This is a genomic window from Morganella psychrotolerans, from assembly GCF_001676055.1.
GTDB classification, from domain to species: Bacteria; Pseudomonadota; Gammaproteobacteria; order Enterobacterales; family Enterobacteriaceae; genus Morganella; species Morganella psychrotolerans_B.
In genome coordinates this window covers 278,476-295,771 of the sequence record NZ_LZEX01000012.1, presented here as the reverse complement: position 1 = coordinate 295,771, position 17,296 = coordinate 278,476, and the positions used below count along the sequence as shown (strand labels likewise).

Sequence of the window (17,296 nt, the reverse complement as noted above, 5' to 3'; positions counted from 1 at the left end):
CTTGTTTCCTGACAGTGAGCAAGTAACATAGTGAGATTGCCCTTTTCGCGGCAAACTGACAGATTATCTGTTACCCGGCATCACGCAATGGCGGGTAACGCGTGTAACAGACCTATATATAAGAAGAGAGAGTTTCAACTATGAGCATAGCGCCTGTGGTCGACGTACTGCAAGGCCGTGTACCTGTTGACAGCGAAGTCACAGTACAGGGTTGGGTTCGTACAAGGAGAGATTCAAAAGCCGGGATCTCATTCCTCGCCGTCTACGACGGTTCCTGCTTTAATCCGGTACAGGCTGTCATCGAAAGTAATTTACCTAATTATAATGATGACGTGCTTCATTTAACCGCAGGCTGTTCTGTCGAAGTCACCGGTAAAGTGGTTGCCTCACCGGGTCAGGGTCAGAGTTTTGAAATTCATGCCACGAATGTCCGCGTTGTCGGTCTGGTGGATGACCCGGATACCTACCCGATGGCGGCAAAGCGTCACTCTGTCGAATATCTGCGTGAAGTGGCTCACCTGCGCCCGCGTACCAATCTGATCGGCGCTGTTGCCCGCGTCCGTCATACCTTGTCCCAGGCATTGCACCGCTTCTTTGATGAGCAGGGTTTCTTCTGGGTATCCACCCCGCTTATCACCACCTCTGATACAGAAGGTGCCGGTGAGATGTTCCGCGTCTCCACCCTGGATTTCCACAACCTGCCGCGTAATGACAAAGGCGAAGTGGACTTCAGCGAAGATTTCTTCGGACAGGAAGCATTCCTGACGGTATCCGGTCAGCTGAATGGTGAAGCCTACGCGTCTGCGCTGAGCAAAATTTACACCTTCGGCCCGACATTCCGTGCAGAAAACTCCAATACCAGCCGCCACCTCGCGGAATTCTGGATGGTAGAGCCGGAAGTGGCCTTTGCTAATCTGGATGATGTCGCCGGTCTGGCTGAAGCCATGCTGAAATATGTCTTCAAAGCAGTGCTTGAAGAGCGCCGTGACGATCTCGAATTCTTTGCTGAGCGTATTAATAAAGAAGCAATCGAGCGTCTGGAACGTTTTGTCACCTCAGATTTTGCGCAGGTTGATTACACCGACGCGATTAAAATCCTGGAAAATTGTGGCAAAACCTTTGAAAACGAGGTGTTCTGGGGCGTGGATATGTCCTCTGAGCATGAGCGCTACCTGGCAGAAGAGCATTTCAAAGCCCCTGTGGTCGTGAAAAACTACCCGAAAGCCATCAAAGCCTTCTATATGCGCGAAAACGAAGACGGAAAAACCGTGGCGGCGATGGATGTCCTGGCACCGGGTATCGGTGAAATCATCGGTGGTTCCCAGCGTGAAGAGCGTCTGGACAGACTCGATGCCCGCTTTGACGAACTCGGTATGAATAAAGAAGATTACTGGTGGTACCGTGATCTGCGTCGCTACGGTACTGTGCCACACGCCGGTTTTGGGCTGGGTTTTGAACGACTGGTTTCATATGTGACGGGCGTCTCAAATATTCGTGAGACCATCCCGTTCCCACGGACTCCCCGCAGCGCCACATTCTGATTGTTCATCAAAAATATTGAACGTGAAAAGCCGGCCTTTGAGCCGGCTTTTTTTTATGCACGACAAATTAACTGCTCAAAAAGTTCCCTATAATTTACATTTTGACACACATTATTGCCATTTATTACAGATTCTTCGTTTTTGTAGCACTTTCAGGGTAGATAAAATATTTTACCAATGGAACACTGGTCGCCGACACAGACGACACTAAACTCTCACAAATAGTTCCAAATTTTTTTCGAACTATTTATGGCAGTGGCAGGTGTCCGAATAACACCAATGAGGGTAATAATAATGAAACGCAATATTCTTGCAGTGGTTATCCCGGCTCTGTTAGTAGCTGGCGCAGCAAACGCTGCTGAAATCTATAACAAAGACGGCAACAAAGTAGACCTGTACGGTAAAGTTGACGTTCGTCACATGTTCGCAGATGCTAAAAGCGGCGAAGATGGTGATAACTCACGCGTTCGTTTTGGTATCAAAGGTGAAACTCAGATCACTGACCAACTGACTGGTTTCGGTCGTTTTGAAAACGAAATCAAAACCAACAGCATCGAAGGCGACAACAAAAACGAAGTTCGTTTAGCTTACGCTGGTTTCAAATTTGCTGAGTTTGGTTCAATCGACTACGGCCGTAACTACGGCGTAATCTACGACGTCAACGCATGGACCGATGTGATGCCTCTGTTCGGTGGCGACACCATGGCACAGAAAGACATCTACATGACCAGCCGTACTGCTGACGTTCTGACTTACCGTAACAGCGACCTGTTCGGTTACGTTGACGGCCTGAACTTTGCACTGCAATACCAGGGCGCTAACGACGAAAACTCAATCGCTGGCGAGAAGCGTGAAGACGCAGCTAAAGCTAATGGTGACGGTTACGGTTTCTCCACTACTTATGACCTCGGCTGGGGCGTAAGCTTAGGCGGTGCGTACGCTAATTCAGCACGTACTGTATGGCAGCAGAATGATTCTGAAGCACGTGGTAAACGTGCTGAAGCATGGGATTTCGGTGCTAAATACGACGCTAACAACGTATACCTGGCAGCTATGTACGGTGAAACTCGTAACATGACTACTTTTGGTGACGGTCAAATCGCAAACAAAACCAAAAACATCGAATTAGTAGCACAGTACCAGTTCGACTTCGGTCTGCGCCCATCCATTGGCTATAACCAGTCTAAAGGTTATGACCTGGATAACGGTAAATACAACTCTGACCTGGTTAAATATGTTGATTTAGGTGCTTACTACTACTTCAACAAAAACATGTCTGCAGTTGTTGACTATAAAATCAACCTGCTGGACAGCGACAACAAAGCCAAAGTTAACTCCGACAACGTTGTTGGTTTAGGTCTGACTTACCAGTTCTAATTTAGCCTTTTAGCTAAGTCTGAATACAAAACCCACGGTACGCCGTGGGTTTTTTGTTATCTATATAACCCGTTTTGTGATGCATTTTCATGCTAATCTCAACAGGACGTCACCCACTTCACAAGATCTTCGTATTTTCTCTGTAAACAGTTGGCAAATGATTTACAGCGGGTTAACCTGAGATCCTTGTGTAATTCCGCTTATCCGCACTTATCAGACACTATTGGGATCAACAACTATGTTTGAGAATATTACTGCCGCGCCTGCCGACCCGATCTTAGGTCTGGCTGATACCTTCCGCCAGGACCCCCGTGAAAATAAAATTAATCTGGGTATTGGTGTTTATAAAGATGAAACCGGTAAAACACCGGTACTAAACTGTGTAAAAAAAGCAGAAAAGTATTTGCTGGAAAATGAAACCACCAAGAATTATCTGCCAATCACAGGTATCCCGGCGTTCGGCACAGTAACTCAGGTATTATTGTTCGGTGCTGACAGCGAAATTGTGACCAGCAAACGCGCCCGTACCGCACAAGCGCCCGGTGGCACCGGAGCACTGCGTATTGCGGCTGATTTTATTGCCAAACAAACCAGTGCCAAACGTGTCTGGATAAGCAACCCGACCTGGCCTAACCACAACGGTATTTTTGCCAATGCCGGACTGGAAATCTGCACTTACAATTACTATGATGCCGAAAATCATGCCCTTAATTTCGACGGCATGCTGGCAAGCCTTGAGTCTGCACAGCCCGGTGATGTGATTTTACTGCACGGGTGCTGCCATAACCCGACCGGTATTGACCCGACTGCAGAACAGTGGGCACAATTATCAGTCATCGTGAAAGAAAAAGGCTTATTACCGGTCTTCGATTTTGCGTATCAGGGCTTTGCTGCCGGTCTGGATGAAGATGCACAGGGGCTGCGGATTTTTGCCAAATCGCATCCTGAAATGCTGGTTGCCAGTTCTTATTCTAAAAACTTCGGCATGTACAATGAGCGTGTCGGGGCCTGCACACTGGTGGCAACAAGTGGTGAGATTGCTGATACCGCCTTCAGCCAGGTGAAAGTGATTATCCGCACAAACTACTCTAACCCGCCGTCACACGGTGGTGCGGTTGTCACCACTATCCTGTCTGATCCGGAACTGAAAGAAGAGTGGATCCAGGAACTGACCACGATGCGTGAGCGCATCAAACGTATGCGTCAGCTTTTTGTGAACACCCTCCAGGAAAAAGGCGCAAAACAGGACTTCAGCTTTATCATCCGCCAAAACGGTATGTTCTCTTTCAGCGGGCTGACCAAAGAGCAAGTTGAGCGCCTGCGCGCAGAATATGCTATCTATGCGGTCAGCTCAGGGCGTATTAATGTCGCCGGTCTGACTCTGGAAAATATGGTTCCGCTGTGTGAAGCGATTGTCGCGGTACTGTAATCTGATTATCTGTTTTTAAAACAGAAAAAGCCTGGCAATCACTGTCAGGCTTTTTGTTTTTGGCTATTTTAAGCGGAACAATATCGGCTGAACGATCACCAGACCGGCTGTTCATCTTGCAAAAACGGATTAGTACGGCGCTCATCACCGAGTGTGGACATCGGCCCGTGCCCCGGAATAAAGCGATAATCATCACCCAGCGGTAAGATTTTTTCTTTAATTGAACTGATAAGATCCTGATGATTGCCTTTCGGGAAATCACTGCGCCCGACGCCACCTTTGAATAAAACATCACCCATCGAAATCAGTTTGTCCTGCTTATTCACAAAAACGACGTGTCCGGGGGTATGTCCGGGACAGTGCAGAACATCCAGTTCAATATTACCGACAGTGACTTTATCGCCCTCTTCCAGCCATTGATCCGGTGTAAATGCACGACATGGCTCCACACCAAACATCTGGCTTTGTGAGGTCAGCCCTTCAATCCAGAATTCGTCCTCTTTCTGAGGACCGATCACCGGCACATGAAAATGCTCAGCCACATCAGCAGTTGCGCCAACGTGATCAAAATGACCATGAGTAAGGAGGATTTTTTCTAATTTCAGCCCGCGCTGTTCAATTTCACGGATAAGACGCGGTGCTTCACCGCCGGGATCAACAATAGCAGCGGCTTTTGTTTCATCGCACCAAATCAGGGTGCAATTTTGCATAAAGCCGGTGACAGGAATAATTTGATATTGCATGACACAAAACTCCGGTTAAATCTGACAATTACATCAGATTACCACGTTCTGACCGGTCCTGTATCCATGTGAACGAAATTACTGCTCGGGTAATAACCGACACCACCGGCACGCATTTTCTGTGCAGCTTTACGCACCTGACTTAACTGAATTCCCGGAATACGGAAATCCATCGCCTGCCCGCGTGTATGGTAGCTCTTTTTCGCCACACCGGAAGTGGTTCTGCGTAATTCATTATTGGTCACCAGGGAGCGGTAACCTGAAATTAACTGAATAGGTTTATCCGTATTCATCATCACCTGTAACAGATACATCTGGTCAAACAGGTGCGGATCTATCATTTTAACCTTGTTGCTGCGGTGATCACGGAACAATTTATTCAGCCGGGCCAGTTCAGAACGGTTATAACGCTTTCCGTCAAAAAACTCTGCTTTTAAAAATTCGCCGGTATTGAGGTTCTCAAGACGTAAAATTTTTGGCCGTGGCGTCGTTAAAGATGCGAATGCATGCCCCGGTAATAAAGCCAGCCCCAGCGCCGCCGCACCAAATCCCAGCCATTTACGGCGGTCGTTATTAATTGTATCCATTGATAGTAATCACTCTTTGACTAATTTGATCATTAACATGGCCGACAGTAATAATAATTCACTATTCAGACCTGCAGCGGATCCGTTTTGTCTATTTCTGTAAATTTACGTCAATTAATTTCAGAATTAACACATAATGTGTAAAAACAGCGATAAACAAAACTGACCTCCTATTTTCTACCTATTCATGGCCCCGGAGTCAAATAAAAAGACAATTTTTTACTCAGAAAGTAAATATCGGCAACACTTCGATACTCCCGGGGAGCTGATCAGCCGTAAGGCTCATCCAGCGAGCCTTTGCAGGTTCAGGAGACAATAGCCAATTTAGTTATTCATCATTAATTAATAAAACTAACAAATATAGCTTTGGCTGGTCAATTATCCGGAGCATACATCTGTTTTTGTTTAATTAATATAAACAGAAAATCGGTATTTTAATAATAAAGAAAAGGCCGCTTATTCATAATAAATAAACGGCCTGTTTTGATTATTGTTTAATAAGGAATGGTGAGATATCCGCTAATTTATCGAGCCCGTTCAGGCTGGCGTCATCATAGCGGTAAATATCAGCACGATATTGCGGGACATTATCCGTATTCACCCATGCGGTCTGATAATAGAGGAAAACCGGTATGCGGTCAGGGATAGAGACATAACGGGTGCTACCCGCTTTTAATGCACCATCAACACGCGATGCATCCCACCCTGCATCACCCAGCAGGATAGCGGCTAAGTCCTTCGCTTTATTGACTCTGACACAGCCGGAGCTGATAGCACGCATGTTTTTATTAAACAATGAGTGGTTTGGTGTGTCATGCAGATAAATCGCCTCTGAGTTCGGCATATTAAACTTATACCGCCCTAACGAGTTCGTCGGTCCCGGCGCCTGTGTTATCCGGTACGGGAAGTTTGACGGGGTAATAACACTCCAGTTAATACTGTACGGGTCAACAACGGATGAGTTATTGCTCCATCCGTTATAGATAGTATATCCCCGGCTGCTGAAATAGCTTGGATCAGCGCGTCCGCGCGGCACGATATCCTGGCGGCTCATAGTCGGCGGAACCGTCCACGGCGGGTTAATCACCACATTATTAAGCGCACTGCTCATAATAGGGGTTTTACGCGCCTCACGTCCGACAATAGTTCTCGACTCGAGGATCAGATTTTTATCTACATAAAAATAGAGCGAAAAATCAGGGATATTAACAAGAATTGCTGTCGGAACATTATCAGGCACAATATGCAGGCGCTGAATATTCGCGGCCATAATAGCCGCCCGCATCTGCGGAGTCTTATTCAGCCATTCACGGGTTTGCTTACCGATAACACCATCCGCTTCCAGCCCGTGCTGCGCCTGGAACTGCTTAACCCCGGCCACCAGCGTTTTATCATACACCGGGCTTGCACTCATCATGTCATTAGCCGATATCAGTTTAAAGCGGTGCAAAATTTCCCGCAGCGCAATAACAGACTCATGGCTTTCACCCGGGCGTAATGTCCGGGCAATAACCATTTCCGGCCATACCCCGGTATCAGCCAGCTCTGCCAGCATGGCTTTACGCATTGCCGGATACATTGAGTTCACCGGCCGCAATCCGTCGGTAAAGGTGGCGAGTGTTCCGTTATGCATCGCCGTATTCAGCCGTGCAAGCGCCGGGGCACTGACCTCAGAAAAGGTAAACGGCTTTGCACCGTAAAGCCACTTATCCCCTTTTGTTTTCACGTTATCAAGATAATAAAGATAGCCGAGTGCAGCATCCGTTAAGATGATATCACGCGCCAGCGGAGTCAGATCAGGCTGCGCCAGAGCGGTCAGCCAAAGTGCAAACTGCGGCTGAAAACCGGCAAGTGCGGCTTCTGCCAGTTGATTTTCCAGAGACCGGCGCGCTTTTTCATCTGTCCAGCGTGGCTGTAACTGATGCTCTGCATATAGTTGTGCCAGTGCGTCGCTATACACCAGTTTAGTTATCGCAGGTACTTCACTGCGGATTTTTCCGGAAACGTCACTCAATGGTAACGCCGTGATCCCGGTTCCGGTCGCCGGAGTCAGTGGCTGTGTCTCCTGTACAGAGTCAGACAGCAGCGTTTGCGTCTGCACTGCCGGTTCAGGTACGACTTTCTGTGCACCGGCGGTTGCCTGATGATTTACCGGTGCGGTTGTTGCCCACGAAATTTGCGTCAGTAACAGTGTTCCTATCATGGCGGAAATGGGAACAGCTTTTTTAACTCCCTTCACCATAACATCCCTCTCTCTCATTTTTTATTATGTTATTCTGACCAATTGTTAATACTTGTAGTCAGTATAGTAAAAACATCGTTTAAATTACTTCACAGATGATTTTACCCGTCAGAGAATAATTGGAAATAGGGTAACGAAAAAATCGTAGCAAAAAGGCGCAAAAGCGCCTTTTAAAGATGAATTAACTGCCTGGTTTACTTAGTATTCGGAATTAATAACCACTTCTTCGCCGAACTGACCGGCTTTCGGTAACGGCTGATAAGATGAGTTTGACGCACGAAGTACACGGATGCCGCGAATATTCAGCTCATGTGCCGCGGCGATATCCGCATCTGCATCGCCGTAATAAATTTTCAGTTTGTGGTCGCGCATCCAGCTGACTTTGTTATTCTGCCCTTCCTGGTCGCCTGCAAAAATAACCGGATTCATTTTATCCGCCGGAATATTCAGCCCTTCCTGCACATATTTGGTGACCGTTTCTGTTTTGGTTTTGCTGCGTCCGGTAATAAAATACACGGTATCGCCACGTTTCAGGTGCATCTGAACCAATTCAGTACCGGATTTTTTCGGCATACTGAATTTATCCCACTCATTATTCATTTTTTCCCAGAATTCCGGATTTTTCAGGTAACTGAAATCATTCGGGGAATAATCCTGCTTGCCACGGTAAAACCCCGGGCTGGAAAACAGAACGGTATCATCAATATCAAACCCGACAGCCATCGGCGGCTGACCTTTCAGGCTCTCTTCAATCTGCGCCACAGATACCCAGTGAACGGCGTGTTGCTCCGCCAGTTGTGCAACCGTCACACCTTCACTGGTTTTTTCCGGCATATAGACTTTGGCATTTGCCACGCCATTAAGGCTCAGTGCAAGTGCCAGCGCACTCAGGGTCAGAGTCAGTTTACGCATTGTGTTTCCTTAATTTTCTGTGTCGATCACATGAGCGGAAAATCTAACCACTCTCGTTTCATATTAATGTTATTCAAATCACACTATGAGGAATCTCTGCCGACTTATTCCCGCCAGAAACTGCCTTATTGTTCTGAATTCAGAACATTGTTTATCAATATCCGCACTACTCAGCCCTTCGCTTATGCATTAATTTTATTCCGTACAGCAGCGCGTTCTCGGAAAATGCACTGTTTAAACACAAATTACCACCTAATTATCATAGATAAGGGAATAAAAATGAGTAATCCTGCAAACTTTAATGGTCAGCGTCCTGTTATTAATCCTGATGATGCACTGATGTTATTAATCGATCATCAAAGCGGATTGTTCCAGACCGTTGGCGATATGCCAATGACTGAGTTACGTGCCAGAGCAGCAGTGCTGGCAAAAATGGCCACTCTGGCCGGTATTCCGGTGATCACCACTGCATCCGTGCCACAAGGCCCTAACGGTCCGCTTATCCCGGAAATTCACCAGAATGCCCCGCATGCACAATATATTGCCCGCAAAGGTGAGATTAATGCGTGGGATAACCCGGAATTTGTGGCTGCGGTCAAAGCCTCCGGTAAAAAACAACTTATTATTGCCGGAACGATTACCAGCGTATGTATGGCTTTCCCTGCTATCAGTGCTGTTGCCGACGGCTATCAGGTTTTCGCGGTGATTGACGCATCCGGTACCTATACCAAAATGGCACAGGAAATTACTCTCGCACGGGTTGTTCAGGCCGGTGTTGTTCCTGTGGATACTGCCGCTGTCGCTTCTGAGCTGCAAAAAACCTGGAATCGCCCGGATGCGGCTGAATGGGCACAAGCCTATACACAAATCTTCCCTGCATATCAGTTACTGATTGAAAGCTACAGCAAAGCGCAGGAAGTGATTATCAATAATGAAGTACCTGATTCACAGCGCTGATAAAAAAACGGATGTGCATACATTATGCGCATCCGTCTTTAGTAAAAAAATGATCAGAGAGGCTGGTTAATCCGGCACTTCCTCTTCATCATTCTCTTCATCAACCGATTCCGGTAATACAGCCGGTGCCGGTGTTTCATCCGGCTGACCAAAGCCGCGCAAACCGACAACATGCACATGTTCCTGATTATTGAAGACTTTACGCACCAGTTTGTATGTTGTCCCTTTTTCGGGGCTGATATTTTCCGGTGCTGCGATAATCAGCTGCATCTGGAGACGGTCACATAACTCAAACAGAGTGGCGATAGATTTTGCATCCAGGCGTGCTGCTTCATCGAGGAACAGCAAGCGGCACGGCACAATATCTTTGCTGCGCAGGCGGCGGGACTCTTCTTCCCAGCTCTGCACCACCATCACCAGAATCGACATCCCTGTACCAATTGCTTCACCTGTGGATAACGCGCCACTTTCCGCTTTAAGCCAGCCGTCTGAGCCACGGTTGACTTCCACATCCAGCTCCAGATAGTTGCGGTAATCCAGCAGCTCTTCACCAATGGTCTGCGGCAGTCGCTGCCCCATATCCACCTGCGGATTAAGGCGCTGATACAGTTTCGCCATCGCTTCAGAGAAGGTCAGACGCTGGCTGGCGAACAGATCCTGATGCTGTTCATGCTCTTCAGACAACACATCCAGTAAGGTGGCGTGGCTTTCGCGGATATTCACATTCAGCCGCACACCGTTCACCTGACCAAACGCCACGGCCTGAAGACCCTGGTTCAGCATACGAATGCGGTTTTGCTCGCGCTGAATGGTTTTGCGGATAATATTTGCCACGCTTTTTGAGCTGATCGCCAGTTTTTGCTCACGGGCGGTCAGTTCATCCGTCAGACGTGCCAGTTCGATTTCCATCTGTTCGATGGCATCAATCGGATCATCCGTTTTCATGATATCCTGGCGGATACGTTCACGCAGATGGCGATAGACTTCGATAAAGAACTGTACTTTACGCTCCGGCCGTTTCGGATCTTCCGACAAACGCAGCGCATCACGCAGGTGTTCATTATCCGCCACCGCCTGACGCAGAGCCCCGAGGGCTTTATCCGACATTGAACGCAGTGTGTCCGCATCTTCATACGCCAGTTCACGGCGGTGCAGACGGCGCTCAACACCGCTCTCTTTCACCATGCGCATCACCGCGCACCAACCTGCTTTCGCAGTGACAACCTGTTCGCGGATCTGCTGATAATCGCGCTCTGCTTTACGCAGGCGTTTTTGCAGATTGTCCATTTCCGACTCACCGATCCCCAGCTGTTTTTCCAGCTGATTGATACGTCCGCGGTTATGGCTGACCTGACTGTACAGCTCATCACGACGTTCACGGGCGCGCGCTTCCGCGTTGGCATCCGCCTGTACGCCGATATCCTTCATTTCGCACTCAAGTTCACGCAACATGTCGGATTTGGTTTCATACGAGCTGCGCAGAGACGCCAGTACCTGATTAAATTCAGCGCATTTCGCCTGCTGCTGACGCAGCATTTCACGGCTGCGGCTGCGGTCAGACTCTGCATGTTCCAGGCGCTGACGCAGCTTGTCATTGAGATCAGCATTTTCAGTCAGCATGCCGGCAGATTCACTGTAATTAAAGTGCTGACGACGCTGTGCGACTTCTTCCAGGGCAAATCCCTGCTGACGCGCCTGTTGCTGCGTCTGTTTTGCCTGTCCGTAATCCTGCTTCAGCGCTTCATGCAGCTCCGGGTCGCTCTGTAAAACAGAAACTATCGGCTCCAGTTTATTCAGGGCATTACCGAATTGTTGCAGATAGCGGGCAGACTCTTGTGCTTCTGATAACGAATCACGCACTTCTTCAACGCGATCCTGCAATGTTTCATCCAGCAGCAGCGCGACATTCGGGATAAGCCGGTTCAGAATACCGAGGTTCTCTTTTACCTGAACAAATTGCTGACGGGCAACTGCGGTCTGGTCTTCAAACTGTGTCAGACTCCGCTCCAGTTCATTACGGCGCTGACTCAGTGTGCGGATTTCCGCTTCCGGGTCATTTTCAAACGCAATCGAAATATTTTTCCCGACAAAGCGGCTGAATGCCTGGTGGGCACGCTGCATTTTCTGGACATCAAATGACAATGTTGCCAGACGCTCCGCCAGTTCATCACGTTCATGCTCCAGAACGGCAAGCTGATTTTCCCGCGCCGCGCGACCGAACAGCGGCACAGACGGAAAGCGGGAATAGCGCCACTGGCGATCGGTACTGCGCACCAGCACAGCACGTTCTAATTCTTCGGTGGTAAAGACGCTGTCATCAAACGACTGCGGATCCCCTTCAATCAGATAGATATCTTCCGGGCAATCTTCCAGCGCATCAAGATGCGGGCGCACCGCGTTCAGATCCGGCACCACAATCGCGTGGCGCGCAGGACCATATAATGCGGAGAAGTACGGCGCATCATCGATCGTGATATCGTCATAAATCTCGGATAACAGCATACCGCCGAAACGTTCCGCCAGCCCTAACATCCGGCTGTCATCGGCACCGCTCGGCTGGCTGAGGCGCTCAATATCTTTTTCGCGCTGCGCTTTTTTATGCGCGACATCATCACGCTCAACCGTCACTTCGCGCTCACGCTCCAGTAACTGCTGCATGTATTCCGTCACATCATTAGCGCTGCTGAATGTTTCATGTGACTGCTCGCACAGTTGAGTGAGCGCTTCCTGTGCTGCCAGCCAGGCCGGTGCTTTACCGGTCAGGGTCTGGATCTGCTGTTTCAGCTGTTCGGTCTGCTGACGCATTTCCATGCGCCGCTCACCGCTCTCGCTGACGCTGACACTAAGGGTTTCCTGCTGCGCCTCAAGGGTCATCAGCATCTCATCCAGCCCGTCAGCCTCAATCTGCTGACCAATACGTTTGCAGAAATCATCCAGCGCTTTCTGCGCATTATGCTGACTGTGCAGACGCTGTTCTAATTCAGATAACTGCTGACGCAGCGGCTGTACGCGTTCCGCCATCATCTGCTGTGACGGTAAATCACGCAGTAACTCACGCGCGGTCTGATAAGCATCACTGCGGCTGACTTCACCCACCACCGATTTTACCAGGTCGTATGCCTGCGAGAACTGACTGTGCGCGGCCTGCGACACACTCATTTTTTGTTCGAGCAGTAACAGCGCTTCTGTCGCTTCTTCTTCACGGGCGCGGAATGTTTCCAGCCATTCATCGAGTGAATCAATATCCAGTTGCGGCAACTGACATAATGTTTTAGCGCGCTCCAGTGCCTGCATCGCCTGCTGATACTGAATAGCGCGGGTCTGCTGAACATCCAGCGCCTGCTGATAATCAGCCAGTTGGCTTTTCAGCCCGTCAACTTCTTCTTCAGCGACCTGATTACGCTCTTCATACTCGCCGTGCAGCTCAGCGGCTTCTTCCGCCACTTCCGTCTGCTCTTCCAGCCGGAAGGTCAGTTCTTCCACATCAGACTGATAACGGTCGATTTTTTCCTGCTGACGCATCGCCGTCTGCACCAGTGTCAGATGATCACTGGCGGCCTGAAAATCAGTTTCCAGATCCGCAGAAGAGGCAGTTTGTTCCGCCAGTTCCCGGGACATTTCCACCTGGCGGAACTGCTCGCTAATCAGTTGTTTACGGCTGCCCAGCAGATCACGGCGTACGACCAGCGCCTGGTCAATATGTACGCGCCGTTCATTGGCGTGACGCATATAATCGGCGGAAACATATGCCGTTGATTCAGTGATCAGGTGCTTGAACAAGTCACGGTCAGATTGTGTTACACGGATAGCTTCAAGTGTGATCCGGTTTTCCCGCAGGGCGCCTTCCATATCCTGGAACGCTTTGCGCACGCCGCTGTTTTCAGGCAGTAAATAGTCACGCAGGGAACGGGTAATGGCACTGGAGATCCCGCCGTAAAGCGAGGCCTCAATCAGACGGTAGAACTTACTGCGATCACCGGCAGAACGCAGGCGTTTCGGAATCACACCCATGTCAAACAGGACAGAATGGTAGTCAATGATCGAGTTAAACTGTTTAAAATGCACGCCTTCAATATCATCAAGGCGGGCTTTCAGATCATGGAGCGGCAGAACCCGCACCTGGCGTTCGCCCAGTTGCTCACTGACAATTTGTGTCGGTGAATACTGGGTCGGTAAGCCCTGGATCATGAATGATTTGATATCAACTTTTTTATCGCGCCCGGCAATTTGTTGCAGACGCACCCCCACCAGCACACGTTGGTGACGGGAGTTCAGCACATCCAGCATGGCGTAACAGACGCCGGGACGCAGTTTTCCGTGCAACCCTTTATCGCGGGAGCCGGATGTCGCGCCCGCTTCCGTGGTGTTACGAAAGTGCAGCAGCGTCAGATCCGGGATCATGGCAGTGATAAACGCGGCCATAGTGGTGGATTTACCGGCACCGTTACCTCCGGACAGAGTTGTTACCAGCTCATCCAGATCAAAGGTGCGGGCAAAAAAGCCGTTCCAGTTGACTAACGTGAGTGAGCGGAATTTACCACGATCAATCATTCTTCATCCTCCGCTTCATCCGTCGCGTTATCATTTTCATGTTCATTATTATCATCCGGTTCTTCATCCGGGCTGTCGCCGCGCGGGGTATTTTCATCTTCGGCGAGCGATTGCGCTTCACCATCACGGATAAGACGCAACTGTGCATCACGCGGGTCATCACCGCTGCGCACATCGGCGCCGAAGCGGAAAACAGATTCTGAAATCACAAACTGGCTGTTGTCAGCCCCCACAAATGTGACCATTCCTAACCGGCGCAGGCGATAAAGCGCACCACGGGTTTTTTCCAGTAATTTTTGTTTATCGAGATCAGAGCCGGTAGAGCGGTTATTAATGACTTTCAGTAACTTCGTTTCATCCGCCAGAGAAAGCAGTTCTTCATACAGTTCGGCGGTTGAGAAAATGCCCTGATTTGCCAGACGCTCCGGGCTGAGATACAGGTAGCACAGCACTTTGCCTACCAGCATTTCCAGTTCAGACAGTACTGAGCGCGGGATAAGTGTGGTCGAACGCGGGCGCAGGTAGAAGAAACCTTCCGGGGCGCGGACTAATTCCACATTGTAGCGGGCGTAGAAACCTTCCAGTTCATCCTGAAAATCCATTAAGAACGCGTGATTATCCAGGTCATCCACACTGATATGGCGACCGGCGCGCAGTTGGCTGTCAAGCTCCGGAAAAAGGGTATTGGCAAGTGCCTGAGCCAGCTTTGCCGGCATAAATTGTTCAATATGTGTCAATGACATGTGCCTGTACCTTTGCTCCGTATTCATTAATCGCTGACCATTCTGCCGGGATGCCGGAGAAATCGGCATCGGCAATGCCGAGCCGGACAGCCTGATCCACAATAATTCTGGCCACATCAAATTGTCGCTGACGCGGGTATCTCATAAGGTAATCACGCAGAACCGCGCCCAGATCCAGTCGTTTGCCCTGCGCTTTATACACGGCCAGTGCGCTTTCCATCATAGCAGCCAGCTCTTCGTTGACCTCGCTGAACTCTTCATATTCCAGATCCGGCGGTAATTCGCCGGTGACTTCATCATCACGCAGACCCTGCTCTTCATCACGCATATCCAGCAAACGATCAGCGTTTGCCACATTAAGTGCCCACGGAGAGTCAAAATAGTGCTGAACAGAATGGCGCAGGCGTTGTGAGAAAATACGGTTTTTATCCATATCGATAGCGGTACGGATAAATTTATGGACGTGGCGGTCATAGCCAATCCACAGGTCGATAGATTGCTGACCCCAGCTGATAATGCGATCCAGCTTGGCCTGCAAATCAAAAATCAGTTTATCCACCAGTTCAGATCCGGTGGCGGTTGCCAAATTCGCATCCTGGATGCGCAGCAGATTAGCCTGTAATTTATCACCGGCGGCTTCCAGGGTATCCTGAAGCTCGCGCAGGGTCAGCGAGGTTTCTGACAATAACTGCTCACAGTTGGCAATCGCCGCCTGCCAGTCCTGATTCAGTAACTTGGCAATATCCTCTTTCACACCATTTTGCTGCTCATCCATAATGCGCTGTGACATATCAATGCTGTCAAAAATTTCCGCAACCGAATATTTCAGCGGCGCAAACACATTACGGTGCCAGTGAAACTCATCACCGCCCTCTTCCGCAGCATCACCCGCGCGGCTCAGTTCACCGGCAACAATAGAGAGCTGCATGGATAAACGCAGGGAGGAAAATTCACGCTGACGGATATAATAATCACTGATGCCGATCCCGAGCGGGGTCAGCCGGTAAATCGCATTACCCTCAAATATATCGCTGGTAAAGCGGTTAAATAATTTCTGGCGCACCATATCATTAATGGCATTGTTAGCACGTACCGCGACAGATTCCGTTGTCTGTTCAAAGCCTTTGCAAACCTCACGGAAAGCATCGACCAGTTCCCCCTCACTCATTTCGCCATCTATACGTTCACTGTTAAGCACAGCAACAGACAGTAAAAATGCCAGCCGTTCCGGCGGCAGTGAGATGGCGAAATCATTTTTTCGCGCCCATGCCACAAGCTCGGGGACTGTTTGGGTAAACTCACTCATTGTCCATCCTTCTGTTCGGGTTTCCGTGCCATAACATGAATATAGCGGCCTAAACTGATGTAAGGCTCCTCGCGGCAATAACGTTGCTCCAGCGCCAGCAGCGCCGGAAAATCACGGTTTTGTAACTGACGGCTTTGCAGATAATCATGAAAAACCCGCACGCCGGTTTTCGCCTCAATGGTGAAGCGGCAGTCATCCAGCCACTGATAAACCTGTTCAGGCATAAGGGGATTCTGCGGCGATAATGAACGCTTGCGGCGGCGCTGCATGTCCGGCGTTGCCAGATGAAAATTGCCTAATATCGCATTTCGCATGACAAGTCCGTTCGCATTGTAAAACATTAACGACAATACACCACCGCCCGTTATTATAGCGGTCAATGCTTCAATTGCACCTTTTTGATCAGTTATCCACTCCAGAACAGCATGAAACAAGACCAAATCAAACTCACCGTCAGTATGAAGTGCGATATCCTGAGCTGCGCAATGAATAAAGGACATATTTTCTGCCACGCCATCGTCCGTTGCGGCCTGCTGTGCGCGCAAAATCATCTCTTCAGACAGATCACATAAAACAACATGATGGCCCATTGCCGCAAGGCGGCGGGAAAAAAATCCGTCACCACCGCCGGCATCAAGAATACGCAGCGGCCCCGGGCGCAGGCGGGTCAGTAAGGCGGTCAGATCCTGCCAGACAACCGCTTCACGGATTTGCCCTTTTGTTGTGCCATATATATTGCGGGTGAATTTTTCCGCTATGTCGTCAAAATTACGATCAACCATGAAAACCTGTATTCAGTCCGGGAGTATTTTATCGGTAAGTTTCCGCCGGTTTCCCGCGCGGAGCGATGATATTCAATTGTATTGCAGAGCACAGCCGTGCACTATGCAGATATTGTGTCATAGCTT

The 17,296-nt window shown here is 49.3% G+C and carries 12 protein-coding genes; 4 read left to right on the top strand and 8 right to left on the bottom strand.

Annotated features, from left to right (window positions below):
- Positions 1-140: 140 nt before the first annotated feature.
- From asnS to AYY17_RS09820, 3 genes are all read left to right on the top strand, one after another.
- On the top strand, positions 141-1,541 hold the full coding sequence (asnS, locus tag AYY17_RS09830) for an asparagine--tRNA ligase (RefSeq protein WP_067423337.1): 1,401 nt from the start codon (positions 141-143) through the stop codon (positions 1,539-1,541).
- A gap of 294 nt (positions 1,542-1,835) precedes the next feature.
- On the top strand, positions 1,836-2,918 hold the full coding sequence (locus AYY17_RS09825) for a porin (protein WP_156656675.1): 1,083 nt from the start codon (positions 1,836-1,838) through the stop codon (positions 2,916-2,918).
- A gap of 238 nt (positions 2,919-3,156) precedes the next feature.
- Complete coding sequence (locus tag AYY17_RS09820; protein ID WP_067423335.1) at positions 3,157-4,347, top strand: amino acid aminotransferase; 1,191 nt, start codon at positions 3,157-3,159, stop codon at positions 4,345-4,347.
- Between the two features lie 95 nt (positions 4,348-4,442).
- Here the strand turns inward: AYY17_RS09820 and AYY17_RS09815 are convergent, their stop codons facing one another.
- The 4 genes from AYY17_RS09815 to aphA form a co-directional block, all read right to left on the bottom strand.
- Complete coding sequence (locus AYY17_RS09815) at positions 4,443-5,090, bottom strand: MBL fold metallo-hydrolase (protein ID WP_067423333.1); 648 nt, start codon at positions 5,088-5,090, stop codon at positions 4,443-4,445.
- A 38-nt stretch (positions 5,091-5,128) separates the two neighbouring features.
- Entirely contained in the window at positions 5,129-5,677 is a 549-nt protein-coding gene (locus AYY17_RS09810) for a YcbK family protein (protein WP_067405109.1), read from the bottom strand.
- Positions 5,678-6,164: 487 nt separating this feature from the next.
- The gene (gene ldtD / locus AYY17_RS09805; protein ID WP_067423331.1) at positions 6,165-7,919 is read right to left on the bottom strand and encodes a L,D-transpeptidase; all 1,755 of its coding nucleotides are present in this window, start codon (positions 7,917-7,919) and stop codon (positions 6,165-6,167) included.
- Between the two features lie 198 nt (positions 7,920-8,117).
- A complete protein-coding gene (aphA, locus tag AYY17_RS09800) occupies positions 8,118-8,831 on the bottom strand; it encodes an acid phosphatase AphA (RefSeq protein WP_067423328.1) in 714 nt (237 codons plus the stop codon).
- Positions 8,832-9,110: 279 nt separating this feature from the next.
- Between aphA and AYY17_RS09795 the strand changes: the two genes are divergently transcribed.
- Entirely contained in the window at positions 9,111-9,788 is a 678-nt protein-coding gene (locus AYY17_RS09795) for a hydrolase (protein WP_067423545.1), read from the top strand.
- Positions 9,789-9,854: 66 nt separating this feature from the next.
- On the opposite strand, the gene mukB is transcribed toward AYY17_RS09795, so the two are convergent.
- The 4 genes from mukB to cmoM are packed head-to-tail and all read right to left on the bottom strand — an operon-like array spanning position 9,855 to position 17,170.
- The gene (gene mukB / locus AYY17_RS09790; protein ID WP_067423326.1) at positions 9,855-14,339 is read right to left on the bottom strand and encodes a chromosome partition protein MukB; all 4,485 of its coding nucleotides are present in this window, start codon (positions 14,337-14,339) and stop codon (positions 9,855-9,857) included.
- On the bottom strand, positions 14,336-15,082 hold the full coding sequence (gene mukE, locus AYY17_RS09785) for a chromosome partition protein MukE (protein WP_067423324.1): 747 nt from the start codon (positions 15,080-15,082) through the stop codon (positions 14,336-14,338). Before mukE ends, mukB begins: the two co-directional genes overlap by 4 nt.
- The gene (gene mukF, locus AYY17_RS09780) at positions 15,063-16,388 is read right to left on the bottom strand and encodes a chromosome partition protein MukF (RefSeq protein ID WP_067423322.1); all 1,326 of its coding nucleotides are present in this window, start codon (positions 16,386-16,388) and stop codon (positions 15,063-15,065) included. Before mukF ends, mukE begins: the two co-directional genes overlap by 20 nt.
- Positions 16,385-17,170, bottom strand: a complete 786-nt coding sequence (cmoM, locus tag AYY17_RS09775) for a tRNA uridine 5-oxyacetic acid(34) methyltransferase CmoM (RefSeq protein ID WP_067423320.1) — start codon at positions 17,168-17,170, stop codon at positions 16,385-16,387. Before cmoM ends, mukF begins: the two co-directional genes overlap by 4 nt.
- Between the last annotated feature and the right edge of the window lie 126 nt (positions 17,171-17,296).

Excerpts from the sequence above, each read along its gene's own strand:
- ldtD (WP_067423331.1), bottom strand. The coding sequence starts at position 7,919 with ATGGTGAAGGGAGTTAAAAAAGCTGTTCCCATTTCCGCCATGATAGGA.
- AYY17_RS09815 (WP_067423333.1), bottom strand. The coding sequence starts at position 5,090 with ATGCAATATCAAATTATTCCTGTCACCGGCTTTATGCAAAATTGCACC.
- mukE (WP_067423324.1), bottom strand. The coding sequence starts at position 15,082 with ATGTCATTGACACATATTGAACAATTTATGCCGGCAAAGCTGGCTCAG.
- AYY17_RS09825 (WP_156656675.1), top strand. The coding sequence starts at position 1,836 with ATGAAACGCAATATTCTTGCAGTGGTTATCCCGGCTCTGTTAGTAGCT.
- mukB (WP_067423326.1), bottom strand. The coding sequence starts at position 14,339 with ATGATTGATCGTGGTAAATTCCGCTCACTCACGTTAGTCAACTGGAAC.
- asnS (WP_067423337.1), top strand. The coding sequence starts at position 141 with ATGAGCATAGCGCCTGTGGTCGACGTACTGCAAGGCCGTGTACCTGTT.
- cmoM (WP_067423320.1), bottom strand. The coding sequence starts at position 17,170 with ATGGTTGATCGTAATTTTGACGACATAGCGGAAAAATTCACCCGCAAT.
- AYY17_RS09820 (WP_067423335.1), top strand. The coding sequence starts at position 3,157 with ATGTTTGAGAATATTACTGCCGCGCCTGCCGACCCGATCTTAGGTCTG.
- AYY17_RS09810 (WP_067405109.1), bottom strand. The coding sequence starts at position 5,677 with ATGGATACAATTAATAACGACCGCCGTAAATGGCTGGGATTTGGTGCG.
- mukF (WP_067423322.1), bottom strand. The coding sequence starts at position 16,388 with ATGAGTGAGTTTACCCAAACAGTCCCCGAGCTTGTGGCATGGGCGCGA.
- AYY17_RS09795 (WP_067423545.1), top strand. The coding sequence starts at position 9,111 with ATGAGTAATCCTGCAAACTTTAATGGTCAGCGTCCTGTTATTAATCCT.
- aphA (WP_067423328.1), bottom strand. The coding sequence starts at position 8,831 with ATGCGTAAACTGACTCTGACCCTGAGTGCGCTGGCACTTGCACTGAGC.